This window comes from Streptomyces sp. NPDC026394 (genome assembly GCF_055567735.1).
Genome location: NZ_JBVHPX010000007.1, coordinates 170,296 through 196,184, shown reverse-complemented (window position 1 = coordinate 196,184; position 25,889 = coordinate 170,296). Strand labels below are relative to the sequence as shown.

21 protein-coding genes and 2 tRNA genes are annotated in these 25,889 nt (G+C 69.6%); 12 read left to right on the top strand and 11 right to left on the bottom strand.

Features of this window, described 5'->3' with window-relative positions:
• Positions 1 to 292: 292 nt before the first annotated feature.
• The 8 genes from ACZ4QV_RS19010 to rpmH form a co-directional block, all read right to left on the bottom strand.
• Entirely contained in the window at positions 293 to 1,393 is a 1,101-nt protein-coding gene (locus tag ACZ4QV_RS19010) for a ParB/RepB/Spo0J family partition protein (protein ID WP_361633661.1), read from the bottom strand.
• Complete coding sequence (locus ACZ4QV_RS19005) at positions 1,390 to 2,466, bottom strand: ParA family protein (protein ID WP_467763141.1); 1,077 nt, start codon at positions 2,464 to 2,466, stop codon at positions 1,390 to 1,392. Before ACZ4QV_RS19005 ends, ACZ4QV_RS19010 begins: the two co-directional genes overlap by 4 nt.
• Positions 2,467 to 2,720: 254 nt before the next feature.
• Positions 2,721 to 3,446, bottom strand: a complete 726-nt coding sequence (rsmG, locus tag ACZ4QV_RS19000; RefSeq protein ID WP_030017065.1) for a 16S rRNA (guanine(527)-N(7))-methyltransferase RsmG — start codon at positions 3,444 to 3,446, stop codon at positions 2,721 to 2,723.
• A gap of 103 nt (positions 3,447 to 3,549) precedes the next feature.
• On the bottom strand, positions 3,550 to 4,083 hold the full coding sequence (locus tag ACZ4QV_RS18995; protein WP_030017064.1) for a Jag family protein: 534 nt from the start codon (positions 4,081 to 4,083) through the stop codon (positions 3,550 to 3,552).
• A gap of 14 nt (positions 4,084 to 4,097) precedes the next feature.
• On the bottom strand, positions 4,098 to 5,276 hold the full coding sequence (gene yidC / locus ACZ4QV_RS18990) for a membrane protein insertase YidC (RefSeq protein ID WP_361153115.1): 1,179 nt from the start codon (positions 5,274 to 5,276) through the stop codon (positions 4,098 to 4,100).
• 3 nt (positions 5,277 to 5,279) lie between these two features.
• Positions 5,280 to 5,597 (bottom strand): membrane protein insertion efficiency factor YidD, encoded by a 318-nt coding sequence (gene yidD / locus ACZ4QV_RS18985; RefSeq protein WP_003978865.1) that lies wholly within the window; start codon positions 5,595 to 5,597, stop codon positions 5,280 to 5,282.
• Positions 5,594 to 5,992, bottom strand: a complete 399-nt coding sequence (gene rnpA, locus ACZ4QV_RS18980) for a ribonuclease P protein component (RefSeq protein ID WP_361153118.1) — start codon at positions 5,990 to 5,992, stop codon at positions 5,594 to 5,596. The genes yidD and rnpA overlap by 4 nt, the downstream gene beginning before the upstream one ends.
• Before the next feature lie 21 nt (positions 5,993 to 6,013).
• The gene (gene rpmH / locus ACZ4QV_RS18975) at positions 6,014 to 6,151 is read right to left on the bottom strand and encodes a 50S ribosomal protein L34 (RefSeq protein WP_003949374.1); all 138 of its coding nucleotides are present in this window, start codon (positions 6,149 to 6,151) and stop codon (positions 6,014 to 6,016) included.
• 358 nt (positions 6,152 to 6,509) lie between these two features.
• Here rpmH and dnaA point away from each other — a divergent pair, with 358 nt between their 5' ends.
• The 11 genes from dnaA (at position 6,510) to ACZ4QV_RS18920 (ending at position 22,279) form a co-directional block, all read left to right on the top strand.
• A complete protein-coding gene (gene dnaA, locus ACZ4QV_RS18970) occupies positions 6,510 to 8,462 on the top strand; it encodes a chromosomal replication initiator protein DnaA (RefSeq protein ID WP_361580840.1) in 1,953 nt (650 codons plus the stop codon).
• Positions 8,463 to 9,609: 1,147 nt separating this feature from the next.
• Positions 9,610 to 10,740, top strand: coding sequence for a DNA polymerase III subunit beta (gene dnaN, locus ACZ4QV_RS18965; protein WP_361153124.1), 1,131 nt, complete (start codon positions 9,610 to 9,612; stop codon positions 10,738 to 10,740).
• An 818-nt stretch (positions 10,741 to 11,558) separates the two neighbouring features.
• Positions 11,559 to 12,440, top strand: coding sequence for a phosphogluconate dehydrogenase (NAD(+)-dependent, decarboxylating) (gene gnd / locus ACZ4QV_RS18960; protein ID WP_361153126.1), 882 nt, complete (start codon positions 11,559 to 11,561; stop codon positions 12,438 to 12,440).
• Positions 12,441 to 12,506: 66 nt separating this feature from the next.
• Positions 12,507 to 13,643: a DNA replication/repair protein RecF gene (recF, locus tag ACZ4QV_RS18955; protein WP_361580844.1), complete on the top strand. Its 1,137-nt coding sequence runs from the start codon at positions 12,507 to 12,509 to the stop codon at positions 13,641 to 13,643.
• A 19-nt stretch (positions 13,644 to 13,662) separates the two neighbouring features.
• Positions 13,663 to 14,238, top strand: a complete 576-nt coding sequence (locus tag ACZ4QV_RS18950; protein ID WP_361153132.1) for a DciA family protein — start codon at positions 13,663 to 13,665, stop codon at positions 14,236 to 14,238.
• 467 nt (positions 14,239 to 14,705) lie between these two features.
• On the top strand, positions 14,706 to 16,760 hold the full coding sequence (gyrB, locus tag ACZ4QV_RS18945; protein WP_361153134.1) for a DNA topoisomerase (ATP-hydrolyzing) subunit B: 2,055 nt from the start codon (positions 14,706 to 14,708) through the stop codon (positions 16,758 to 16,760).
• Positions 16,761 to 16,831: 71 nt separating this feature from the next.
• Positions 16,832 to 19,456, top strand: coding sequence for a DNA gyrase subunit A (gene gyrA / locus ACZ4QV_RS18940; RefSeq protein ID WP_361153137.1), 2,625 nt, complete (start codon positions 16,832 to 16,834; stop codon positions 19,454 to 19,456).
• Positions 19,457 to 19,471: 15 nt separating this feature from the next.
• The gene (locus tag ACZ4QV_RS18935) at positions 19,472 to 20,203 is read left to right on the top strand and encodes a DUF3566 domain-containing protein (protein WP_467763140.1); all 732 of its coding nucleotides are present in this window, start codon (positions 19,472 to 19,474) and stop codon (positions 20,201 to 20,203) included.
• Positions 20,204 to 20,318: 115 nt separating this feature from the next.
• Positions 20,319 to 20,395, top strand: a tRNA-Ile gene (locus tag ACZ4QV_RS18930).
• 197 nt (positions 20,396 to 20,592) lie between these two features.
• Complete coding sequence (locus ACZ4QV_RS18925; protein ID WP_003958712.1) at positions 20,593 to 20,727, top strand: DLW-39 family protein; 135 nt, start codon at positions 20,593 to 20,595, stop codon at positions 20,725 to 20,727.
• A gap of 232 nt (positions 20,728 to 20,959) precedes the next feature.
• A complete protein-coding gene (locus tag ACZ4QV_RS18920) occupies positions 20,960 to 22,279 on the top strand; it encodes a hypothetical protein (protein ID WP_467763139.1) in 1,320 nt (439 codons plus the stop codon).
• 44 nt (positions 22,280 to 22,323) lie between these two features.
• Here ACZ4QV_RS18920 and ACZ4QV_RS18915 read toward each other — a convergent pair whose 3' ends face one another.
• Both ACZ4QV_RS18915 and ACZ4QV_RS18910 read right to left on the bottom strand, forming a co-directional pair.
• A complete protein-coding gene (locus tag ACZ4QV_RS18915) occupies positions 22,324 to 23,913 on the bottom strand; it encodes a serine/threonine-protein kinase (protein ID WP_361580851.1) in 1,590 nt (529 codons plus the stop codon).
• Between the two features lie 79 nt (positions 23,914 to 23,992).
• Positions 23,993 to 24,541 (bottom strand): helix-turn-helix domain-containing protein, encoded by a 549-nt coding sequence (locus ACZ4QV_RS18910; RefSeq protein WP_361153148.1) that lies wholly within the window; start codon positions 24,539 to 24,541, stop codon positions 23,993 to 23,995.
• A 129-nt stretch (positions 24,542 to 24,670) separates the two neighbouring features.
• Here ACZ4QV_RS18910 and ACZ4QV_RS18905 point away from each other — a divergent pair.
• Positions 24,671 to 24,743: transfer RNA gene (locus tag ACZ4QV_RS18905), tRNA-Ala, on the top strand.
• A gap of 179 nt (positions 24,744 to 24,922) precedes the next feature.
• On the opposite strand, the gene ACZ4QV_RS18900 is transcribed toward ACZ4QV_RS18905, so the two are convergent.
• The gene (locus ACZ4QV_RS18900; protein ID WP_361580854.1) at positions 24,923 to 25,642 is read right to left on the bottom strand and encodes a DUF5324 family protein; all 720 of its coding nucleotides are present in this window, start codon (positions 25,640 to 25,642) and stop codon (positions 24,923 to 24,925) included.
• Positions 25,643 to 25,889 lie beyond the last annotated feature (247 nt).

The window sequence follows — 25,889 nt, the reverse complement described above, 5'->3', positions numbered from 1 at the left end:
TCACTTTCGCCCGCCGCACCGCGCGATGCCGTCCGCACGTCCCGCTCTCTGAGCAGGCCACCGACGAAACCACCGACTGCTCCGAGGCCGAAGCCCGCTGCCAGCAGTCCGGTGCGGCTCACCGTTCGCATGGCTTACTCCTTGATGTGGGGGTTTCCACGTGGATGCGCGCCATACCCGATCGCATCGTATCCACGGTCCGCGTGTGCGGGTACCGCCACACAGCAATGGGCGGGCCGTGTTCCGCAATCCGCTGGGAACACGGCCCGCCCACGGGGCCGGGGAACTCGGCTCAGTCCTTGTCGCCGTTGTCCTCGGTGAGGCTCTTGTCGAGCACCCGGCCCTCGCCGGGAGCCATGGTGCCGAGGATGCGCTCCAAGTCCTCTATCGATGCGAACTCGACGACGATCTTGCCCTTCTTCTGCCCTAGGTCGACCTTCACCCGGGTCTCGAAGCGGTCGGACAGCCGGGAGGCAAGGCCGGTCAGGGCAGGGGAGACGCGGGTGCCGGCCCGCGGCTTCTTCGTCTTGGTGGCACCGGCGGGCTCGGAGCCCATCAGCCGTACGATCTCCTCGACCGAACGCACCGAGAGTCCCTCGCGGACGATGCGGCGCGCCAGTTCCTCCTGCTCGTCGGCGTCGTCCACACCCAGCAGGGCGCGCGCGTGGCCGGCGGAGAGCACCCCGGAGGCCACCCTGAACTGCACGGACGTCGGAAGCTTCAGCAGCCGCAGGGTGTTGGATACCTGCGAGCGCGACCGGCCGATACGGTCGGCCAGCTCGTCGTGGGTGCAGCTGAAGTCCCGCAGCAGCTGGTCGTAGGCCGCGGCCTCTTCCAGCGGGTTCAGCTGAGCCCGGTGGAGGTTCTCCAGCAGGGCGTCCAGCAGCAGCTTCTCGTCGTCGGTCGCGCGGACGATCGCCGGGATCCGCTCCAGGCCGGCCTCACGGCAGGCCCGCCAGCGCCGCTCGCCCATGATGAGCTCGTACCGCTCGGGACCGGTCTGCCGGACCACCACCGGCTGGAGGAGACCGACCTCCTGGATGGAGGTGACCAGTTCGGCGAGTGCCTCCTCTTCGAAGACCTCACGCGGCTGCCGCGGATTGGGCGTGATCACGTCGAGCGGCAGCTCGGCGAAGTGCGCCCCCGCAACCTCCTCCGTCACATCCGCCGCCGCTTCCGTCTTCTGCGGCTCTTCCGTTTCACGTGAAACGGCCCTGGCCGCGATCGAGGTGACCTTGGCCGCCGCCACCCCGCGGTCCGGCGGCATGGCCGGCACCGCGGACGGCGAGGTCGCTCCCCGGCCCACCACGGGCGCGGCGCTGTCCGCTGCCTGCGGTGCCGCGGGGATCAGCGCACCGAGCCCACGGCCCAGTCCTCTACGTCGTTCGCTCACTGATTCCCCTCCGACATGCTGTGCTGTGGTTCGTAGTTCACGGTGAGCCCCTCGGCCGCGGTCCCGGCCTGGGCGGCTCCACGCAAGGCGATCTCCCGGGCCGCTTCCAGGTAGGAGAGCGAGCCGCTGGAGCCCGGGTCGTAGGTGAGGACCGTCTGCCCGTAGCTGGGCGCCTCGGAGATACGCACCGAACGGGGGATGCTGGTGCGCAGCACCTCGCTGCCGAAGTGGTTACGCACCTCCTCCGCGACCTGGGAGGCCAGCCGGGTGCGGCCGTCGTACATGGTGAGCAGGATCGTCGACACGTGGAGCTTGGGGTTGAGGTGCCCGCGCACCAGGTCGACGTTGCGCAGCAGCTGGCCGAGCCCTTCCAGCGCGTAGTACTCGCACTGGATCGGGATCAGTACCTCGGCACCCGCGACCAGTGCGTTGACGGTCAGCAGGCCGAGCGACGGCGGGCAGTCGATGAGGATGTAGTCCAGCGGCTGTTCGTAGGCCCTGATGGCCCGGTCCAGCCGGCTTTCCCGCGCCACCAGCGAGACCAGTTCGATCTCGGCGCCGGCCAGGTCGATCGTGGCCGGCGCACAGAACAGTCCCTCCACGTCGGGCACCGGCACCACGACATCGGCCAGCGGCTTGCTCTCCACCAGCACGTCGTAGATGGAGGGGACTTCGGCGTGATGGTCGATGCCCAGGGCCGTGGAGGCGTTGCCCTGCGGATCGAGGTCGATGACCAGGACTCGGGCGCCGTGCAGAGCCAGCGAGGCAGCAAGGTTGACCGTCGTGGTGGTCTTACCGACCCCGCCCTTCTGGTTGGCGACCACCATGACCCGAGTGTTTTCGGGCCGGGGCAGGGCTTCTCCGGTGCGGCCAAGCGTCTGAACCGCCAGCTGAGCTGCACGACCGATCGGGGTGTCGTCCATGGGGGACGGCGTTTCACGTGAAACGTCATCCCCGAGCGACTCGCTACGGGGACCGGGGACCGGATCGGTCATCGGGCCCGCGATGTTGGCGTCGGACCGCAAGGATTCACTCTCCTCGACATCAGGCTCGCAGTGCTCAGAGCCTGCCATGCTTTCGGTGTCGTGAACCAGTGAGGCCCGTTCTCCTGTGGATGAACCCACCTCTGTGGATACTTCCGTGACCCCTGGGGGCTTCCGGTCACGCGGCGCGGCAGCCGCGCGACCACGGCTGATGATTCCATGCAGCAGAGAACGACGTTTCACGTGAAACACGATGACAGCGTTGCGTCCGTTTTGTACGCGACACTCCGCTTTATGCCGTTTTGTTGGTTTCGCTGGGGGAGTCAGTGAGGCTTCCGCCCCACTCAGCGGCGCCGTCCCCGCTGCGCCCGACTGGGCCGGGCCGCCTTCGCACGCTTGGCCGCGAAACGCACACCACCAGGGCTCTCGCCCACCTCGACACGGACCACGGTCGACAGCGGGTCCACGACCCCTTCACCGACCTGGACGACCGAGGTCTCCACGACACCGAGCTTGCTCAGCGCGGCCCGGGCCCCCTTCAGCTCCTCCTCGGCCGTGTCCCCCTTCAGCGCCAGCATCTCGCCGTAGGGACGCAACAGCGGCACACCCCAGCCCGCCAGCCGGTCGAGCGGTGCCACCGCACGCGCCGTCACCACATGCACCTGCGGAAGCTTGCCCATGACCTCCTCCGCACGGCCGCGCACCACCGTGACATGGTCCAGCCCGAGCAGCTCGACCACCTCCAGCAGGAAGTTCGTCCGTCGCAGCAGCGGCTCCAGCAGCGTGATCTTGAGGTCCGGCCGCACCAGGGCCAGCGGAATACCCGGCAGCCCCGCACCCGAGCCGACATCACAGACCGTGACGCCCTCGGGCACCACCTCGGAGAGCACCGCGCAGTTCAGCAGGTGCCGCTCCCACAGCCGCGGCACCTCACGCGGACCGATCAGACCTCTGCGCACGCCCGCGTCGGCGAGCAGCTCGCCGTAGCGCACGGCCTCCGGAAAAAGCTCACCGAACACCTCACGCGCCACATCCGGCGCCGGTGGGAGCTCCGCTGCTGCGTCCGTCACGGGAAACGCCCTTCCTCTGGACTAGTTATAAGGCTGACAAGATGTGGCCCCGCCTGCGAGACAGACGGGGCCGGTGACATCAAGCTGTGCGGGGCTCTGGCCGTCAGGCCGGGAGGACCACCACACAACGCTGGGGCTCTTCGCCCTCGGACTCGCTGCGCAGCCCCGCGGCCGCCACCGCGTCGTGCACGACCTTGCGCTCGAAGGGGGTCATGGCCTTCAGCTTCACCGGCTCGCCGGTCCCCTTGGCCTCCTCCGCCGCCTTGGCGCCCAGCTCCGCGAGTTCCTCGCGCTTCTGGGCCCGGTACCCGGCGATGTCCAGCATCAGACGGCTGCGGTCACCGGTCTCACGGTGCACCGCGAGCCGGGTCAGCTCCTGGAGCGCCTCCAGCACCTCACCGTCCCGGCCCACCAGCTTCTGCAGGTCACGGCTGGTCGAGTCACTGATGATCGACACAGCGGCGCGGTCGGCCTCGACGTCCATGTCGATGTCACCGTCGAGGTCGGCGATGTCCAGCAGGCCCTCAAGGTAGTCGGCCGCGATCTCACCCTCCTGCTCCAGGCGGGTGAGGGTGTCGGTCCCCTCGGCAGCCGGGGTCCCCCCTGTCGACGACGAGGGGCGGGTCGTGTCCGTCACGGAAGGACTCCTTCTTACTTCTTGGACGGGTGCTTGGGCCGCTGCTGGCCCTTGCGCTGTCCGGACTTGGCGTTACGGGAGCCGGAGGCGGAGGAGCCGCCCTTCGGCTTGCTGTCCTGAGGTGCCTGCTTCTCCAGGGACTGCTTCTTCGAAGTGTCCGCGCCGGAGGCGTCGGAAGCGCTGGAGCCGGCCCCCGCGCGGGTGCGCCGCTGCGCACCGGCGCCACCGGCCTGCTTGCCGCCGCCGGCGGTGGGCTGGGTCTGGCGCTGGGACTTGCTCTGCCGCTTGGGCTGCTGCCGGTTCTGGCGCGCCTCCTCGGCGACCTTCTTGGCCTCGACCTCGGCCGGGTCCTCCTTGAGCTTGCCCTTGGCGCGCAGCCGCTGCTGACGCTCCTCGAACGCCTTGCTGCCCGGGGTGGGGTTCCGGCGGATGACGAACATCTGCTGGCCCATGGTCCAGACGTTGGTGGTCAGCCAGTACAGGAGAACGCCGACGGGGAAGCCGGGGAAGCCGATACCGAAGACGGCGAACATGACCGGGAAGACGTACATCAGCATCTTCTGCTGCTGCATGAACGGCGTCTTCACCGTCAGGTCGACGTTCTTGGTCATCAGCTGGCGCTGCGTGTAGAACTGCGACGCCGACATCAGGACGATCATGATGACGGTGACCACGCGGACGTCGGTGACCGACGCGCCCAGAGACTGGATCTTCTCCGGGGTGTCCAGGAACTTCGCGGCCAGCGGCGCGCCGAAGATGTGCGCCTTCTGGGCGCTCTCCAGCAGCGACTGGTTGATCACACCGACGGTCTGGTTGTTCGCGATGTGGCTGAGGACCTGGTACAGCGAGATGAAGAACGGCGACTGCGCCAGGATCGGCAGGCAGCTGGAGAGCGGGTTGGTGCCCGTCTCCTTGTACAGCTTCATCATCTCTTCGGACTGACGCTGCTTGTCGCTCTTGTAGCGCTCCTGGATCGCCTTCATCTTCGGCTGGAGCGCCTGCATGTTCCGCGTCGACTTGATCTGCTTCACGAAGAGCGGGATCAGGCAGATACGGATCAGCACCACCAGCGAGACGATGGACAGACCCCACGCCGCGCCACTGTTCTCGTCGAAGATGAGGCTGTAGAACGAGTGGAACTGGACGATGATCCAGGAAACTGCGTAATAGAGAGGACTGAGGATCGTGTCCACGAATCAGGCTCCTTGGGCGGTGGGCTGAGTCTCAGGCTGTGCGGCAGGCTCAGGGACGGTGGACCCGCCCAGGCGGCTCCTCAGCCGCCGATGCCAGACCGGACGCTTCCGGGGTGGAACGTGGTCGACGCCACCGGGCGACCACGGGTTGCAACGCAGGATGCGCCAAGCCGTCAGCGCGGTCCCTTTCACCGCGCCGTGCCGGTCGATGGCCGTGTAGCCATAGTGGGAGCACGACGGGTAGTACCGGCAGACCGGCCCCAGCAGGGGGCTGATGGTCCACTGGTACAGCTTGATCAACAGCAGCAGCGGGTACTTCACCGCGGCTCCCTCCCCTGACCTCGGGTGGGGGGAACTCCATCCAGCAGCCGCTGCAGCGCGGTGTCCAGGTCACGGGCCAGCTGTTCGTGGTCCGCATCGCCCGCACCGGGCAGCGCCCGTACGACAACCAGGCTACCGGCGGGCAGCCGGTCCAGCCGGTCGCGCACGAGGTGGCGCAGCCTGCGCTTGACCTTGTTGCGGACCACGGCACCGCCGATGGCCTTGCTCACGACGAAACCCGCACGCGCCGGGGGAGGGCTCTCCCCCGCTGCGTGCGGGTCCGTTGCACCGCTGCGTAGATGGACGACGAGGAGCGGGCGCCCGGCCCTGCGTCCCCGGCGTACCGCGGTCGCAAAGTCCTCGCGCCGCCTCAGCCGATGCTCGGTAGGCAGCACGTCATGGACCTAGCTCAGGGCTCAGGCCGACAGGCGGGCGCGACCCTTGCCACGGCGGGACGCGAGGATCGCGCGGCCGGCACGGGTACGCATCCGCAGGCGGAAGCCGTGGGTCTTGGCGCGACGACGGTTGTTCGGCTGGAAGGTGCGCTTGCTCACTCGGGGGCTCCAGAGATGCTTGGTGTCTCCGGGGAGACAGGTGTGGGGCGTCGATTGGCTGTCACCGTGCGCCCACGAGAAGCTCGCAACGCCCGAGTGCACCGCTACTTCGATCACCAGAGCGCGATCTTTGCCCATCGGAGGCAGGCGGCAGCAGCCATCGACAACTCGACCTGGTTACGGTACGCGCGGCGGCGTCATCCGGTCAAACCGGCCCCCGGCCGGGACACACTATGCACAGCCTGTGGACAACAACTTGAATCACCAGGGTCGCCCTGACTACCGTGGGTCAACTCCGATTCCTTCCCGCCCGTCCTGAGAATCACACATTCGTGGGACCAGTGAGAGAGCGTGCTCTGTGGCCGACGTACCTGCCGATCTTGCCGCAGTGTGGCCACGCGTACTTGATCACCTCCTACGCGCGGAGAGCGACAGCCTCAAGCCGAAGGACCAGGACTGGCTGAAGCGGACCCAGCCCTTGGCGCTGGTGGCCGACACCGCCCTGCTGGCCGTGCCCAACGAGTTCGCCAAGGGCGTGCTGGAAGGCCGGCTCGCGCCGCTCATCGGGGAGGCGCTGAGCCACGAGTGCGGGCGCCCGATCCGGATCGCGATCACCGTCGACGACTCCGCCGAGGAGCCGCAGCCCCAGCAGTCGATGCCGCAGTCGCAGCAGTCTCCGCACCTGCAGCAGCGGCACCAGCCCCAGCAGCCCCAGCAGCAAGGTGGACAGTCGGGGCAGCAGCACGATGCGTACGGCGGCTACGACAGCCGGCAGAACGAGGGCTACGACAACCGTCAGGGTTACGGCCACCAGGACGACGACCTGCCCCACGTACGTCCCGCGTACCCGGAGTACCAGCAGCATCAGCAGCCCCGGCACGAGCCCGGCGCCTGGCCGCAGCACTCCGGCAGGGGCGGCCAGAACGGCCCCGGTCCGCGCGAGGACTACGGATGGCAGCAGCAGCGCCTCGGCGGCTTCCCCGAACGCGACCCCTACGCCACGCCACCCCCCGCACACGTTCAGCAGCAGCACCAGCACCCTCAGCGGTCACAGAGCGACTACCGGTCGTCGGCTCCCGAGCACACCGGCCCGCCGCAGCACCAGCACTCCGAGGGCCACCCCCCGTACGAGCAGCAGCCGCCGCAGCGGCGTGACCTGGCCGAGCACCAGCCCCCCGCGCACATCCAGAACCCCGGCCCCGGCGGCCTGCCCGCGCCCAGCGGCGCCCCCGGCCCGCTCGCCGCGCAGCCCGCGCCGGCGACCGGCCCCGGCGAGCCGACCGCCCGGCTGAACCCGAAGTACCTCTTCGACACCTTCGTCATCGGCGCGTCCAACCGCTTCGCACACGCCGCCGCGGTCGCCGTGGCCGAGGCGCCGGCCAAGGCGTACAACCCGCTCTTCATCTACGGGGAGTCCGGCCTCGGCAAGACGCACCTGCTGCACGCCATCGGGCACTACGCGCGCAGTCTCTACCCGGGCACCCGGGTGCGGTACGTCAGCTCGGAGGAGTTCACCAACGAGTTCATCAACTCCATCCGCGACGGCAAGGCGGACGCGTTCCGCAAGCGCTACCGCGACATGGACATCCTGCTCGTCGACGACATCCAGTTCCTGGCGAGCAAGGAGTCGACGCAGGAGGAGTTCTTCCACACCTTCAACACGCTGCACAACGCCAACAAGCAGATCGTGCTGTCCTCGGACCGGCCGCCCAAGCAGCTGGTCACTCTGGAGGACCGGCTGCGCAACCGCTTCGAGTGGGGGCTGATCACCGACGTCCAGCCGCCGGAGCTGGAGACCCGGATCGCGATCCTGCGCAAGAAGGCGGTCCAGGAGCAGCTCAACGCGCCGCCGGAGGTGCTGGAGTTCATCGCCTCCCGCATCTCGCGCAACATCCGCGAACTGGAGGGGGCGCTGATCCGGGTCACCGCCTTCGCCTCCCTCAACCGCCAGCCGGTGGACCTGGGCCTGACGGAGATCGTCCTGAAGGACCTGATCCCCGGCGGCGAGGACGCGGCCCCCGAGATCACCGCGACCGCGATCATGGCCGCGACCGCGGACTACTTCGGGCTGACCGTGGACGACCTGTGCGGATCGTCGCGCAGCCGCGTGCTGGTGACGGCGCGGCAGATCGCGATGTACCTGTGCCGTGAGCTGACGGACCTGTCGCTGCCGAAGATCGGGGCGCAGTTCGGCGGGCGTGACCATACGACGGTGATGCACGCGGACCGCAAGATCCGGGCCTTGATGGCCGAACGGCGCTCCATCTACAACCAGGTCACCGAGCTGACGAACCGCATCAAGAACGGCTGACGCGGCATCGGCCACCGGCCGGCCGGAGTTCCGAGGGCGCCCCGGGGACGTAACCGCTCCCGGGGCGCCTTTCGTCGCTCGGCGGGGTCCACGGACGGACGGCACGGCTTCGACGGATGTACGCCACGGCTCCGACGGACACGGCAGAGGCCGCGGTGGCCGTACGGCGCGGCTCCGGGCCGACGTACGGAAGAGGTGCCGCGGCGGGCGTACGGCGAGCTCCCTGGCCCCGTATCCGTGCGGCGCGTCCCCCGGCTCGTACAGCGGAGTCCTCCGTCTCGCTCAGCGGGCTTCTCCGCCCCGTACGGAACGCCCGAACTCGCCGTACGGAGACATCTCCACCGCGCCTCGCAGCCCCTTCGACCCCGCCCCACGACCACCCCGACCCTGTGGAAGGCCACCGCTCTGTTCGATTCCTCGTCAGGTCACGGCCGTACTCCACAGATTGGCCAAGATTCTTCCGTCCACATGCTGGGGACTGGGAAGTTATCCCTGTGGCTTCCACAGGAGGGCCGACCGCAGGGGCATCAGCCCAGCTCAGCGGCGTGTGGATTTGTGGCTAACATTCATCCACAGGGTGTGGACAGAAGATTCGTCCACAGGGGGTCCATCGCGTTGTCCACTGCCTGCCCACAGGTGGCCCGCGCTTGTCCCCAACTTCTCCACACCCCTGTCCACTGTTCGGCAAGGCGACACCCGCGCTCACCGGGCCGAGTGAAAGGCGTCACACCAAGGTGCCGGATTGGGCTGTGGGGAACCGGGGTAAAGCTGGGGACAGGACTGGGGAGAAGTAGGGCTCCCCTGTGCATCGGGTGTGCATGAAAAGCGGCGGTCCACAGACACAGCCGGTTGTCCACGGCTGCCGCCCACAGGCCCGGTGGACAAAAAAGCCGCGTTGACCTGCGCAGATCCAGTTGTCCACGGTTTCCACAGGCCCTACTACTACGACCACAGATAGCTACCGGGGAACTCGTTTCGAATCGGGTGCTGTGCACAACTTGGGGATCGGTCGTCCGACGCCTCTCGACCCGACTTGACCCCGAGCCGCAACAGCTGTCGGTGACGTACGTCAGACTGGTCCCCGGCGACCCAGCCGACGAAGAAGGCCAGCAGGGCGTAAGCCAGCAACAGCAGGAGGCGGTTTCCGGTGAAGATCCGGGTGGAGCGCGATGTACTCGCGGAGGCAGTGGCCTGGGCGGCCAAGAGCCTCCCGGCCCGTCCGCCGGTGCCCGTCCTCGCGGGCCTGCTGCTGAAGGCGGAGGAGGGCAGCCTGAGCCTCTCCGGCTTCGACTACGAGGTTTCGGCGCGCGTCTCCGTCGACGCGGACGTGGAGGAGGAAGGCACCGTCCTGGTCTCCGGCCGCCTGCTGGCCGACATCTGCCGTGCCCTCCCCAACCGCCCGGTGGAGATCTCCACCGACGGTGTACGGGTCACCGTCGTCTGCGGCTCCTCGCGGTTCACCCTCCACACCCTCCCGGTGGAGGAGTACCCGGCACTGCCGCAGATGCCGACCGCCACCGGGACCGTGCCCGGTGAGGTCTTCGCCGCGGCCGCCGCCCAGGTCGCCATCGCCGCCGGCCGTGACGACACCCTGCCGGTGCTCACCGGTGTCCGGATCGAGATCGAGGGCGACACCGTCACACTGGCCTCCACCGACCGCTACCGCTTCGCGGTCCGCGAGTTCCTGTGGAAGCCGGAGAGCCCGGACGCCTCCGCGGTGGCCCTGGTGCCCGCCAAGACGCTGCTGGACACCGCCAAGTCCCTCAGCGGCGGCGACAGCGTCACGCTGGCGCTGTCCGGCTCGGGTGCCGGTGAGGGCCTGATCGGTTTCGAGGGCGCGGGCCGCCGGACGACCACCCGGCTCCTGGAGGGCGACCTCCCGAAGTACCGCACGCTCTTCCCCACCGAGTTCAACTCGGTCGCCGTGATCGAGACCGCCCCCTTCGTCGAGGCCGTCAAGCGTGTGGCACTGGTCGCCGAGCGGAACACGCCGGTGCGCCTGAGCTTCGAGCAGGGCGTGCTGATCCTGGAGGCCGGCTCCAGCGACGACGCACAGGCTGTGGAGCGGGTGGACGCGGACCTGGAGGGCGACGACATCTCCATTGCCTTCAACCCGGGCTTCCTCCTGGAGGGCCTGTCGGCGATCGACTCCCCGGTGGCCCAGCTGTCCTTCACCACCTCGACCAAACCGGCGCTGCTCAGCGGCCGCCCGGCCAAGGACGCCGAGGCGGACGACGCGTACAAGTACCTGATCATGCCGGTGCGCCTGTCCGGCTGACCGTCCGACGGGTGCCGGACGGCCCCGGCATCCGGGCGACTCCAGCCGTACGTCCGTCCGTCGACGGAAGTCACCCAGGAGTTTTCACTCCGCCCCTGATACACGAACGCCACGTACGTGCATCAGGGGCGGATCTCTTTTCTGCGGGCGGTGTGTGCGAATGGCTTTACCGGCGGTGCCGCGGGACCGGCGAAAAGCCTGTATGCGCGTGACGTAAGCGGAATACAGCAAGACGCTTTCCCGCGCCGACCGGAACGCGGGGAAATCGCATTCCGGTCGCCTGTGGAAACAACCGGCAGCCGGAGACACGTACGTCCACAACACCGCCGGGCGCCGTACCCGGGCCTGTGCCGGGTACGGCTCCGGGGCCAGAAGTCATCCACAGCCGGTGGACGAAGCTGGCGCGGCGTCGCCCAGCCGCTGGTCACAGGGCTGCTGATGCCCCGATCCGACGGACCCTGTGGAAATCCCGGCCGACGGCCGCGCCCCACCACGTCCTCGGAGCCGCTGAGAAGTAGATGCGGTACGGCCCGCCGCGGAGAGGCTCGTTTCCGTACGAAGTCGTACACCCGGCTCGCCTCGTTCGGCGGCTCGAAACAGGTGATCGTCCGGAAGCGGGCTTTTCAGGAGACCCGCTCGGCCCGAATTCTCCACGCCTGGCAGGAGTTCCGGTCCGAAAAGCCGAAAGGCTCACGAGGCGTCCCCGCCGCACCCCCGGTCGTCCACAGGTGTGGGGCCCGCTCCGCCGCGTCGTGGCTTCGCGCGTAAACTCGACACGTAGGGCGGGGATGTGCCGTAACGCAACGTAAGGGGTACTGATGGAGCTCGGTCTCGTCGGTCTCGGCAAGATGGGCGGCAACATGCGCGAGCGCATCCGCCGCGCAGGCCACACCGTCATCGGATACGACCGCAACCCGGACCTGGCTGACGTGAACAGCCTCAAGGAACTGGTGGACGGGCTCAAGGGTCCGCGCGTGGTGTGGGTCATGGTGCCCGCCGGCGACGCGACCCAGGCGACCATCGACGAGCTGGGCGACCTGCTGTCCCCCGGTGACGTCGTGGTGGACGGCGGGAACTCCCGCTGGACCGACGACGAGAAGCACTCCGAGGAGCTGCGCGCCAAGGGCATCGGCTTCGTCGACTGCGGCGTCTCGGGCGGTGTCTGGGGCCTGGAGAACGGCTACGCGCTGATGTACGGCGGCTCCACGGAGGACGTCGCCAAGGTCCAGCCGATCTTCGACGCGCTCAAGCCGGAGGGCGAGTTCGGCTCGGTGCACGCCGGCAAGGTGGGCGCGGGCCACTTCGCGAAGATGGTCCACAACGGCATCGAGTACGCCATGATGCAGGCCTACGCCGAGGGCTGGGAGCTGCTGGAGGCGGTCGACTCGGTCACCGACGTACGCGAGGTCTTCCGGTCCTGGCAGGAGGGCACGGTCATCCGTTCCTGGCTGCTGGACCTGGCGGTCAACGCGCTGGACGACGACGAGCACCTGGAGAAGCTGCGGGGCTTCGCCGCCGACTCCGGCGAAGGCCGCTGGACGGTCGAGGCCGCGATCGACAACGCCGTGCCGCTGCCCGCGATCACGGCGTCGCTCTTCGCGCGCTTCGCCTCGCGTCAGGACGACTCGCCGCAGATGAAGATGATCGCGGCGCTGCGGAACCAGTTCGGCGGCCACGCCGTCGAGAACGCGAAGAAGTAAGCCGCACGAAGAAGCAGACAGCCAGGTAGCAGAAGGTCCGGTAGCCGGGGGAGGTCGGCGCGCCACATGCACGTATCGCATCTCTCGCTCGCCGACTTCCGCTCGTACGCCCGGGTCGAGGTCCCGCTCGACCCGGGCGTCACCGCTTTCGTCGGCCCCAACGGGCAGGGCAAGACCAACCTCGTCGAGGCGGTCGGCTATCTGGCCACGCTCGGCAGCCACCGGGTCTCCTCCGACGCGCCGCTGGTGCGGATGGGGGCCGAGCGGGCGATCGTGCGGGCCGCGGTCGTCCAGGGCGAGCGGCAGCAACTGGTCGAGCTGGAGCTGAACCCGGGCAAGGCCAACCGGGCGCGTATCAACAGGTCGTCGCAGGTCAGACCGCGCGACGTGCTGGGGATCGTACGGACGGTGCTGTTCGCGCCGGAGGACCTGGCGCTGGTCAAGGGCGATCCGGGGGAGCGCCGCCGCTTCCTGGACGAGCTGATCACGGCGCGGTCGCCGCGGATGGCGGGCGTGCGCTCGGACTACGACCGGGTGCTCAAGCAGCGCAACACGCTGCTGAAGAGCGCGGCGCTGGCCAGGCGGCACGGCGGACGCCAGATGGACCTGTCCACCTTGGACGTGTGGGACCAGCACCTGGCCCGGGTCGGCGCGGAGCTGCTGGCTCAGCGCCTGGACCTGATCGCCACGCTCCAGCCGCTGGCCGACAAGGCGTACGAGCAGTTGGCGCCGGGCGGCGGTCCCCTCGCGATGGAGTACCGCGGCTCGGCCGGTGACGCGATGCACGGTGTCTCGACGCGGGAGGAGCTGTACGGGCTGTTGACCGAGGCGCTCGGCGCGGCCCGTAAGAACGAGATCGAGCGCGGAGTGACGCTGGTCGGTCCGCACCGCGACGATCTGCTGCTCAAGCTGGGGCAGTTGCCCGCCAAGGGGTACGCGAGCCACGGCGAGTCCTGGTCGTACGCGCTCGCGCTGCGGCTGGCCTCGTACGACCTGCTGCGCGGTGAGGGCAACGAGCCGGTGCTGGTGCTCGACGACGTGTTCGCGGAGCTGGACAGCCGGCGGCGGGAGCGGCTGGCGGAGCTGGTGGCGCCCGGTGAGCAGGTGCTGGTGACCGCGGCGGTGGACGACGACGTGCCGGGCGTGCTGTCGGGGGCCCGGTTCGCGGTGTCCGAGGGTGTCGCGGAGAAGGTCTCGCCGTGAGCGGGCGTCGGAGCCGGTGATGAGCGGCGAGCGGCCGGAAACGCCCTCCGAGGAGCCCTCGGAGCGGCCGCCCGGCGCCGACCAGCCCAAGCCCCCGGAGCTGTCCGGGATCGACCTGGCCCGGCAGGCGCTGGTCGCCGCCAAGGAGCAGGCGAAGGCGCGGGGTGCCGCCGCGCAGCAGAAGAAGCAGGCGCGCCGCGGCGGTCTGCGCTCCGGCGCGCGCGCCGACGGGCGCGACCCGCTGCCGCTGGGAGCGGCGATCAACCGGCTCATCACGGAGCGCGGCTGGGAGACCCCGGCCGCGGTGGGCGGCGTCATGGGGCGCTGGCCGCAGCTCGTGGGGCCGGAGGTGGCGCAGCACTGCGAACCGCAGAAGTACGACGAGGAAGCGCGCGTACTGACGGTGCAGTGCGACTCGACGGTGTGGGCGACACAGCTGCGGCTGCTGGCGCCGCAGCTCGTCGCGCGGCTGAACCAGGACCTGGGGCAGGGCACGGTGAAGCTGATCAAGGTGCTGGGTCCGGGCGGTCCGGCGCGGCGGTACGGGCCGTTGCGGGCGCCCGGCAGCAAGGGCCCCGGGGACACGTACGGCTGAGAGCCTCTGTCCGAGCCACGGCCGGGCGCCTGCCTCCCCCCGAAAGGCCCGAGGCCCGAAAGGTCAGGGGGCGCCCCACGAAGACACTCCGGCGCCTTGCGATCGGTTCGGCCTCCGAAGGAATGATGGAAGAGCCGAGACGGAGCGCAGCGCAGTGCACCGGACGACGTGCGCTGATCCGGCCGGGGCTCGGACACAGGCTCCGAGGTGAACGCGTGTTGCGGGTGAGACTCCGCTCACGGTAGCCGGAGGTTGACAGCCCGAAGCGCTGAACGCCGTCTAGAGCGTCCTGGGGGCCCGTCGCAGATATGGGGAGTCGGCCAACGGCACTTCAGGGCGGCACATGACGACTCAGGCGCCCGCAAACCCCCATTAGTGTCGGCGCTACCGGTAGACTGGTAGCAATCCCGCCCACTCGCGGAACATGTCGAACGACGCAGCCGCCCTGCTTCTGATGGAGGCGGCTCGTGCTGTGCCAGAAAGGGCGCTTCGTGGCCGACTCCGGCGACCTCAACGAGAACAAGACGGCTTCTACTGAAGAGGGGGTTCCTGCCGGCGCCAGTGGCGACTCTCCGGAAGAGAAGTCGTACGACGCCAGCGCGATCACCGTCCTTGAGGGCCTGGACGCGGTCCGTAAGCGCCCCGGTATGTACATCGGCTCGACCGGCGAGCGTGGTCTGCACCACCTCGTGTACGAGGTCGTCGACAACTCCGTCGACGAGGCGCTGGCCGGGCACGCGGACACCATCGACGTGACGATCCTGCCGGACGGCGGCGTGCGCGTCGTCGACAACGGCCGCGGCATCCCCGTCGACATCGTGCCCTCGGAGAAGAAGCCGGCCGTCGAGGTCGTGCTGACGGTGCTGCACGCGGGCGGCAAGTTCGGCGGCGGCGGTTACGCGGTCTCCGGTGGTCTGCACGGCGTGGGTGTCTCCGTCGTCAACGCGCTGTCGCAGAAGGTCGCCGTCGAGGTCAAGCGGGACGGCTACCGCTGGACCCAGGACTACAAGCTCGGCGTGCCGACGGCTCCGCTGTCCCGTAACGAGGCCACCGAGGAGACCGGTACGACGGTCACCTTCTGGGCCGACGGTGACATCTTCGAGACGACCGAGTACAGCTTCGAGACGCTGTCGCGCCGCTTCCAGGAGATGGCGTTCCTCAACAAGGGCCTGACGATCACGCTCACCGACGAGCGCGAGGCCCATGTGGACGAGGAGGGCAAGGCGCTCACGGTCCGGTACCACTACGAGGGCGGCATCGTCGACTTCGTGAAGTACCTGAACTCGCGCAAGGGCGAGGTCGTCCACCCCACGGTGATCGACATCGAGGCCGAGGACAAGGAGCGGATGCTCTCCCTCGAGGTCGCGATGCAGTGGAACACCCAGTACACCGAGGGTGTCTACAGCTTCGCGAACACCATCCACACGCACGAGGGCGGTACGCACGAAGAGGGCTTCCGCTCGGCGATGACGGGCCTGATCAACCGTTACGCCCGGGACAAGAAGCTGCTGCGCGAGAAGGACGACAACCTCACGGGTGAGGACATCCGCGAGGGTCTGACGGCGATCATCTCGGTCAAGCTCGGCGAGCCGCAGTTCGAGGGCCAGACCAAGACGAAGCTGGGCAACACCGAGGCCAAGACCTTCGTGCAGAAGGTGGTCCACGAGCACCTGACGGACTGGCTCGACCGCAACCCGAACGAGGCCGCGGACATCATCCGCAAGGGCATCCAGGCCGCGACCGCACGGGTGGCGGCCCGTAAGGCCCGGGACCTGACCCGCCGCAAGGGCCTGCTGGAGACGGCGTCGCTGCCCGGCAAGCTCTCGGACTGCCAGTCCAACGACCCCACCAAGTGCGAGATCTTCATCGTCGAGGGTGACTCGGCCGGCGGCTCGGCCAAGTCCGGCCGTGACCCGCAGTACCAGGCCATCCTGCCGATCCGCGGCAAGATCTTGAACGTGGAGAAGGCACGGGTCGACAAGATCCTGCACAACAACGAGGTGCAGGCGCTGATCTCGGCCTTCGGTACCGGTGTCCACGAGGACTTCGACATCGAGAAGCTCCGGTACCACAAGATCATCCTGATGGCGGACGCCGACGTCGACGGCCAGCACATCAACACCCTGCTGCTCACCTTCCTCTTCCGCTTCATGCGGCCGCTGGTGGAAGCCGGGCACGTCTACCTCTCCCGCCCGCCGCTCTACAAGATCAAGTGGGGCCGGGACGACTTCGAGTACGCCTACTCCGACCGGGAGCGCAACGCCCTGATCGAGCTCGGCAAGCAGAACGGCAAGCGGATCAAGGACGACTCGGTCCAGCGCTTCAAGGGTCTGGGCGAGATGAACGCCGAGGAACTGCGCGTGACGACCATGGACGTCGACAGCCGCGTGCTCGGCCAGGTCTCGCTGGACGACGCGGCGCGCGCCGACGACCTGTTCTCGGTGCTGATGGGTGAGGACGTCGAGGCCCGGCGCTCCTTCATCCAGCGCAACGCCAAGGACGTCCGCTTCCTCGACATCTGAGCCCTGTCGGCCCTCCCCCGCCCGACGGCGGGGACCGCAGCAGCCGCAGCTCGAAAGGATCTAGAACAGCAATGGCCGACGAGAACACCCCTGTGACCCCGGACGGCGTGACCGCCGAGGGCGCGGCCCCCGCCATCGAAGGCGTGGGCATGCGTGTCGAGCCCGTCGGGCTCGAAACGGAGATGCAGCGCTCCTACCTCGACTACGCGATGTCCGTCATCGTCTCGCGCGCGCTGCCGGACGTACGGGACGGCCTCAAGCCGGTGCACCGCCGCGTCCTGTACGCGATGTACGACGGCGGGTACCGCCCCGAGAAGGGCTTCTACAAGTGCGCCCGCGTCGTCGGCGACGTGATGGGTACGTACCACCCGCACGGTGACTCCTCCATCTACGACGCCCTGGTCCGGCTGGCCCAGCCGTGGTCGATGCGGATGCCGCTGGTGGACTCCAACGGCAACTTCGGCTCGCCCGGCAACGACCCGGCCGCGGCCATGCGGTACACCGAGTGCAAGATGAAGCAGCTCTCCATGGAGATGCTGCGGGACATCGACGAGGAGACCGTCGATTTCCAGGACAACTACGACGGCCGCAACCAGGAGCCGACGGTCCTGCCGGCCCGTTTCCCGAACCTGCTGATCAACGGCAGCGCCGGCATCGCGGTCGGCATGGCGACCAACATCCCGCCGCACAACCTGCGCGAGGTCGCCGCCGGCGCCCAGTGGGCGCTGGAGCACCCGGAGGCCTCCAGCGAGGAGCTGCTGGACGCGCTCATCGAGCGCATCAAGGGCCCGGACTTCCCGACCGGCGCGCTGGTGGTGGGCCGCAAGGGCATCGAGGACGCGTACCGCACCGGCCGCGGCTCGATCACCATGCGTGCGGTGGTGGCGGTCGAGGAGATCCAGAACCGCCAGTGCCTGGTGGTCACCGAGCTGCCGTACCAGGTCAACCCGGACAACCTCGCGCAGAAGATCGCCGACCTGGTCAAGGACGGCAAGATCGGCGGCGTCGCCGACGTCCGTGACGAGACCTCCTCGCGTACGGGCCAGCGCCTGGTCATCGTCCTCAAGCGGGACGCCGTCGCCAAGGTCGTGCTGAACAACCTCTACAAGCACACCGACCTGCAGACGAACTTCGGCGCGAACATGCTCGCCCTGGTGGACGGCGTGCCGCGCACCCTGTCGCTGGACGCGTTCATCCGCAACTGGGTCACCCACCAGGTCGAGGTCATCGTCCGGCGCACCAAGTTCCGGCTGCGCAAGGCCGAGGAGCGGGCCCACATCCTGCGCGGTCTGCTCAAGGCGCTGGACGCGATCGACGAGGTCATCGCGCTCATCCGGCGCAGCGATACGGTCGACGTGGCGCGCGAGGGCCTGATGGGCCTGCTGGCCATCGACGAGATCCAGGCCAACGCGATCCTGGAGATGCAGCTGCGCCGGCTGGCCGCCCTGGAGCGCCAGAAGATCACCGCCGAGCACGACGAGCTGCAGGCGAAGATCAACGAGTACAACGCGATCCTCGCCTCGCCGGAGCGCCAGCGCCAGATCATCAGCGAGGAGCTGGCGGCGATCGTCGAGAAGTTCGGCGACGACCGGCGCTCGAAGCTGGTGCCCTTCGAGGGCGACATGTCCGTCGAGGACCTGATCGCCGAGGAGGACATCGTCGTCACGATCTCCCGTGGCGGCTATGTGAAGCGGACGAAGACCGACGACTACCGGTCGCAGAAGCGCGGCGGCAAGGGCGTACGGGGCACGAAGCTGAAGGAAGACGACATCGTCGACCACTTCTTCGTCTCCACCACCCACCACTGGCTGCTGTTCTTCACCAACAAGGGCCGGGTCTACCGGGCCAAGGCGTACGAGCTGCCGGACGCCGGGCGGGACGCGCGCGGCCAGCACGTGGCCAACCTGCTCGCCTTCCAGCCGGACGAGCAGATCGCGCAGATCCTGGCGATCCGCGACTACGAGGCCACGCCCTACCTGGTGCTCGCCACCAAGGGCGGCCTGGTGAAGAAGACGCCGCTCAAGGACTACGACTCGCCGCGTTCCGGCGGTGTCATCGCCATCAACCTCCGGGAGACGGAGGAGGGCGCGGACGACGAGCTGATCGGTGCCGAACTGGTCTCCGCCGAGGACGACCTGCTGCTGATCAGCAAGAAGGCGCAGTCGATCCGGTTCACCGCCACGGATGACGCGCTGCGTCCGATGGGACGCGCCACCTCGGGTGTCAAGGGCATGAGTTTCCGCGAGGGCGACGAACTGCTCTCGATGAATGTGGTGCGGGCCGGTACGTTCGTCTTCACCGCCACCGACGGCGGCTACGCCAAGCGCACCTCGGTGGACGAGTACCGCGTCCAGGGTCGCGGTGGTCTCGGCATCAAGGCCGCCAAGATCGTGGAGGACCGGGGTGAGCTGGTCGGCGCCCTGGTGGTCGAGGAGACGGACGAGATTCTCGCCATCACGCTCAGCGGTGGCGTGATCCGTACGCGGGTCAGCGAGGTCAGGGAGACGGGCCGTGACACCATGGGCGTCCAACTGATCAACCTGGGCAAGCGCGATGCCGTGGTCGGTATCGCACGTAACGCCGAGGCCGGTCGCGAGGCCGAGGAGGTCGACGCGGGTGTGGAGCCCGGGGCGGCCGACGAGGCGGAGGGCACCGAGTCCGCGGTGGCCGAGGGCGGCGAGCCCGCGGCGGAGTAACGCGAGGAGTAGGTCGTGAGTGGAGCCACGGGCGCTGCGGCGGGTGGACCGGGAGACAGGAAGAGCTCCCGTTCGGGACCCGCGACCGTGACGGAGGACAGCGCCCGTGGCTCCGCCGCGTCCGGTGACACCTCGTCCGAGGGCTCCTACCAGGGGGGAACCGTGACCGACCGGCGACAGCCGCAACCGCATTCCGCGGCGCAGCCGCAGTCCCCGGCCCAGGGTTCGGGTCCGGCGCCCGGGCCCCAGGGCGGGGGCACGCAGGGCGGCCAGCAGCCGTACCAGCCGCCCCAGGCGTACCGATCGGGTGCGGGACAGGGCGCGGGGGCGCAGCAGGGGGTGCGCCGGCCGCGTACGGGCGCCCGTACGACGCCTCGTACCCGCAAGGCCCGGCTGCGCGTGGCCCGGGCCGACCCCTGGTCGGTGATGAAGGTCAGCTTCCTGCTCTCCATCGCGCTGGGGATCTGCACCATCGTGGCGGTGTCGGTGCTGTGGATGGTGATGGACGCGATGGGCGTCTTCACCACGGTCGGCGGCACGATCAGCGAGGCGACGGGGTCGGGCGACGGCGGCGGTTTCGACCTCCAGTCGTTCCTGTCGCTGCCGCGGGTGCTGCTGTTCACCGCGGTCATCGCGGTGATCGACGTCGTGCTCGCCACGGCGCTGGCCACGCTCGGGGCCTTCATCTACAACATCTCGGCCGGGTTCGTGGGCGGCGTCGAGCTGACCCTCGCCGAGGACGAGTGACGGACGCGGGCATCCTCGGGAGGGGCCGTACGGCGGCCCCTCCCGAGGGCCCGGGGACTCCCGGACCACGATTTTGGGAATGCCTCTGAAGTGCGCTAATCTTTCGGTGCAGCGCGGGGCTATAGCTCAGACGGTTAGAGCGCTTCCCTGATAAGGAAGAGGCCACAGGTTCAAGTCCTGTTAGCCCCACCAGCGCGAGAGAGGTCCTACCGGAGACGGTGGGGCCTCTTTCGCGTTCGGGGTGGCCACGGCCGGGCGTGCGGGTCCGGGCGAGGACGGTCCGTGCGTCATCGCGCATGGGTCGGGCCCTAGGTCACCGATCGGTATCGGCCGGTGTGTATCATCGGCCCCCAGAGGTCCCCTACGTCAACGAAAGACGAGGTCGCGCGGTGAAGAAGCTTCTCCTGGTCGCACTGGCCGCCATCGGCGGGCTCCTCGTGTACCGCCAGATCCAGGCGGATCGCGCCGAGCAGGATCTGTGGACGGAGGCGACCGACTCCGTGCCCGCAGGTTCGGGTGTGTGAGACGCACAGCAGTTCGTAGTCAACGTACGTACCCCGGCCACCGTGTGACGGTGACCGGGGTCTCGTGCGTCCGGGGGCGGGACGGCGCGTGACGCGGCGTGCGACGCGGCCGTCCCGACGGGTTTGCCATAGCACATAAGTAGCTTGCAAAAGCAAATGTGGTGAGGGGTGGCTCGTGGCAAGGGGGCGTACGCGAAGGGGTGGGCGCGCCGGGAGGCTGGTGCCCGTCCTGGTGCCCGTACTCGTATCCGTACCGGCGCTGGCGGGTGCCGGGGCGGCAGGGCCCGCGGACGGTGCGCGGAACAGCCCGCCCGCCTACCGGACGGCGGCCGGCGCCCAGCCCGTGCAGGGCACCCAGAGACCGTCCGGCGCGCCGCGTATCGAGCCAGGGACGTACACCGACACCCTCGCCCGCGGCGACGAGAAGCACTACACGGTGCGGCTGGACGAGAAGTCCAGCGCCTACTTCTCGGCGGTGGCCGCGCCCCGGCCCGGCAGCGAGGTCGCGGACCACACCGACAGCCTGAAGGTCAGCCTCCGCGACGCCGACGGCAACGCCTGTTCCCCGGGCGGGAGTACGGCCTTCCGCGGCCGCGGCATGGCGTACCCGATCGCCGATTACGCCACCCGCCGTGCCGACGGGCCGCGGACCAACTGCCAGAAGGCAGGCGCCTACTACTTCGTGGTCAAGCGGGTCGGCAAGGCATCGGCACCGGGAGCGGCCCGCTGGCCCGTCGAACTCCGCTTCCAGCGCGAACCCGGGCTCACGGGCGCACCACCCGCCCAACCTGCCCCCGGCTCCTGGTCCACGGCGACCCCCGTACCGCTGACCGGCGGCAAGAAGAAGGACGCCGACGGCGGCACCGGCTTCAACGACGCCGGGCCGATCGGCAAAGGGGTGTGGCAGGACCGCATCAGGCCGGGGGAGACCCGGTTCTACCGCGTACCGGTGGACTGGGGGCAGCAACTGAGCGTGAGCGTCGAGCTGCCGGGCGGGACGCTGGCGGGCGGGGGCGCTGCGGTGCGCGGGCAGCGCGCGGTGGCCGGCTCGCGGCTCGTGGCCAGCGCGCTGGGGCTGGGGGTCTACAACCCGGCGCGCGGCCCGGTCAGCGACACGCGCTTCATCGCGTACGACGGCAAGCCGGCCGCCGCCAGGATCGCCACAGCACCCGTGGACTACGGCAACCGCTACAACGCCGCCGCCCCGGTGAGCGCGATGCGTTTCGCGGGCTCCTACTACCTCGCCGTGTCACTGCATCCGGATGCCGCGAAGTACTTCGAGGACGGCACCCCGATCACCCTACGCATCGACCCGGCAGGCCGACCGCAACGCGGCCCCGGCTACCGAGAGAAGACCACCGACTTCTCTGTGTCGCCGCAACAACGCGCAGCAGCAGACGAGGGCATGACGACGCAGCAGGTGGCGTCGAGCAGCAGGCTGCGCGTGCTGGGGTACGGCGGCATCAGCACGGGGACGGTGCTGTTGTTGGCGCTGGGGGCGTGGGCGTTGGCTGCGCGCTGGAAGAGCGGTGGGGCGCGCGGGCAGCAGTGAACTGCGTTGGCGGACCGAGGGCTTGCTGGGTGGGGCGCTGCGTGTCAACTGACGGACAGAGCCCAGACACCGAACGCGATGCACAGCAGTGCCACCACGATCACCGGAACCGCGACCTTGGGCGGAGGCCCGGGACGCCGCTGCGGCACGGCCCGGTGCCGACGGGCCGCTGCGCGTCCGGAGGGCGGCAACGGCTGCGGGCGGTCGGGCGTGTACGGGCGGGTGTCCGGGGGCCTGGACGGGCCGTGGCCGAGGGGGTGCGCCGGGGGCAGGGTCGGGGGTGTGGTGGGGGGTTGCGGGGCCGCGTAGGGGGGCGGGGGCGGGGTTTCGGGTGGTGATTCGTGCGCTGTTCCGTACTGCGCTCCGTACTGGGCTTCGTACTGCGCTCCGTACGCCTTCCCGTGCGGGCCGCCTACGCGCTCCTGATCGGGTCCCCGAGCGGCTCCCTGAGCGGCTCCCTGAGCGCCGCTCTGGGGCCGTACGCCGTCGCGGCCGGTGCCGGGCGTGTGCGCAGCGCCCGGGGCGTCGGTGGCGGGGTGCTGCGGTGCGGGTATACCGGTGGAGGGCGGCGCCAAGGGAAAGCCGCCGGTGTCGGACAGGGGCACCGGAGGCGGGGTGGGCGGCGTGGAGGGCGTGGCGGCCGGCTGCTCCGGCCGAGGCGACCCGTGGTGTTCCTGCTGCCCCTGCCCCTCCTGCCCGCCCTTCCCCTGCCCGCCCTCTCCCTGCCCCTCCGCCCGCTTCGGCGTCCTCGCCCGGAGCGGGCCGTCCGGCCCGAACCCGGCGGGCAGCGGACCGATGTGGTCGAAGACCTCGACGACCTCGTCCTCGATCGTCGTTTCCGGCAGCAGCTCGGCCGCCGCGAGCAGCGCCTTGCGCGCGCCCGAGGCCGTCTTGAAGCGCAGCTCCGGGTCCGGCTGCAACAGGTTCGCCAGCACCTGCCACAGCGGCTCCGCGATGTCCTCGGGAGCCTCCGGAGTGCCGTGCTCGGTGAAGCGCTCGACCAGGCCCTGCGCGTCCGGCTTGGCACCGGTGAGCAGGTTCACCGCGACCAGGCCGACCGCGAAGAGGTCCCCGGGGAAGTCTGGATCGGCGCCCAGCATCTGTTCCGGCGCGAAGTAACCGGGCGTGCCCACCACGTAGTTGGCGTCGGTCAGCCGTGGCTCGCCCTTGCGCATCGCGATGCCGAAGTCGGACAGCCGCACGTGCGGCCGGCCGGTCCCGGTCGACTCCAGCAGGACGTTCGCGGGCTTGATGTCGCGGTGCACGATGCCTTCCGCGTGGACCGCGGTCAGCCCCGACAGCAGCTGGTCGAGCAGGACACACACCAGGCGTGGCGGCAGCGGCCCGTAGTCCCCCACGAGGTGTGCCAGTGAACCGCCGTGCACCAGGTCCATGGTGAACAGGACCTTGTCGTCGTCCGCGGCCCAGCTCGCGGGGGCCAGTACGTGCGGGTGGTCGATCCGTACGGCCTGCTCCCGTACGAACCGCAGCAGCGTGTGCGCGTCGCTCTGCTGCAGCACCTTGGCCGCCACATAACGGCGGCGCCGCTGGTCCCAGGCGCGCCACACGGCTCCCACGCCGCCCCGCCCGATCGGGTCGATCAGCTCGTACCGACCGGCGAAGACCTCACCCATTGCGCCCCGTCCGCCTACCGAACCACCGAACTGCCCGACTCCCGGGGGCTGTCGCGCGCCGCCCCCGGCTGCTCGCCGTCTAACTCTGGTGGGCCTCGTAGTGGGAGACCGCGTCCGCGGTGCGCCCCGCTCCGTAGACCCTGAGGAACTCTGCCAGTTCGGGGTGGCTGGGGGCGAGGGTGTTCGCGGCGTCGATGATGTCGCCGGCGGCCGAAACCGAGCGCAACAGCGACTGGATCTCGCGCACCACACGCCGTACGGTCGTCGCCCCCGTGGACGACGCGGTCTGCGTGGTGTTGTTGAGCACCGACCCGCCCGCGGTCTTCTTGATCTCGTCCATCCGGTCGGTGGCCTCGGCGGCACTCACACTGCCGTCCGCCACTTGCCCGGCCAGTTCCTGGAGTGCCTGGACCCGCTGGACGACGGCCGGGTTGCCGATCTTGGCCCGCTGGCCGCTCATGAGCTGTGACAGCATCGGCGCGGAGAGTCCCAGTACGGACGCGAGGCGTGCCTGGTTGAGGCCGAGGTCGTCGATGAGACGGCGGAACAGCGCTCCCAGGGGCTCGCCGTACCAGCTGCGCTGCAGCTCCCGAGCGCGCGCGGTGGCTTCTTGCTGTGCTGCGTCCATGGCGTCTCCCCTGTCTCCCCGATCGCGCTTCGCTGCCGCGAATCTCGCGAAGCATCCTACGGAGAGCACCTGCGCGCGGCGATACCCGGTCGGGAAACCTCCCGGGCACCGGGTACCCTGGTTCGCGACGGGGCCTTAGCTCAGTTGGTAGAGCGCTGTCTTTGCATGGCAGATGTCAGGGGTTCGACTCCCCTAGGCTCCACATGGTCAGACCCCCTGACCTGCTGAAAAGCAGGTCAGGGGGTCTTTTTGCCGCCTTTTTCTGCCAGCGCCCTGAACGCGCGGCGGCCCGTGCCGCGCGCTCCTGATGGGCGTCGCGGCGCGGGCCGGGCGGGGTCCGGAGACGTCGGGGGCGGGGTGTCGCCGGAGAGGGCACGGGGGTCAGGGCGTGGGGCCGCCGCGTTCTTCCGCTTCGGCTTCGGCCTGTTTGGCCTGGACCTCCGGGTCCAGGGCGGCCGCCTCCGCGGTGCCGTCGACGGCGGTCAGAGTGGCACGTTCGCTGACCTCGGTGGGGGCGGGGGGCTCGACCAGCCAGTCGGGGTTGGCCTGCTTGTCCCACCACTTCCAGGCCGCGTAGGCGCCGCCGGCGAGGAGCCCCACGACCGCGATCCGCTTGACGGCCTTGCCGGCACGGCGGCGGCGGTTGTGCTTCTTGACGAGCTTCTCGATCTCCTTGGCCGACACCTGGCCGCGGAGGGCCGCGATGGCGGCCGTGCCGCGTGCCACGGCCTGCTCGCGGACCGGTTCCGCGGCGGCGCGTGCGCTGTGCACGGCGTGCTCGACGCGCGGGGCGGTGTAGTCGGCGGCCTGGCGGGCTGCCTTGCGGGTGCGCTCGGCGGCGCGGCTCGCGGCCGCGTCGACCTTCGGCGGCAGGGCGCCGCGGGCGTGCTCGATGCGCGGCTGCAGGTGGGCGTCGTACTGGCTGCGGGCCTGGTGAGCGGCCTCGGCCACCTTGGGTGCCAGTCGCGTGCGGGCCTCGTGCGCGTAGTGGGTGGCGGTGTCCTTGGCCGTACCGGCATACGGAGCCACCACCTCCGCCGCGTGTCGCACGCTGTCCTTGGCCGAACTGGTCGCCGCGCGCACGCTGTCCTTGCGGGTCACGGGATCCTCCTCCTCGGTGGCGTGTCCGGGGGGCTCGGGGGTTGTCCCCCGATGTCTGCTGTGTCGCCTGTCCACCCGGTTCAAGATCATGCCTGCTCACACGACATACGGCATGTGCGAGCGGGCATCCGGGTCATTGGGGGCCATACGGAGCCTTGCGATGACAATGCCACGGTTTTCCGGGCCGTGCGCCGGTTCGGCCGGTACTGGTGGCGGAAAGGCAGACCGAACGCTGCGGTGTCCGGGT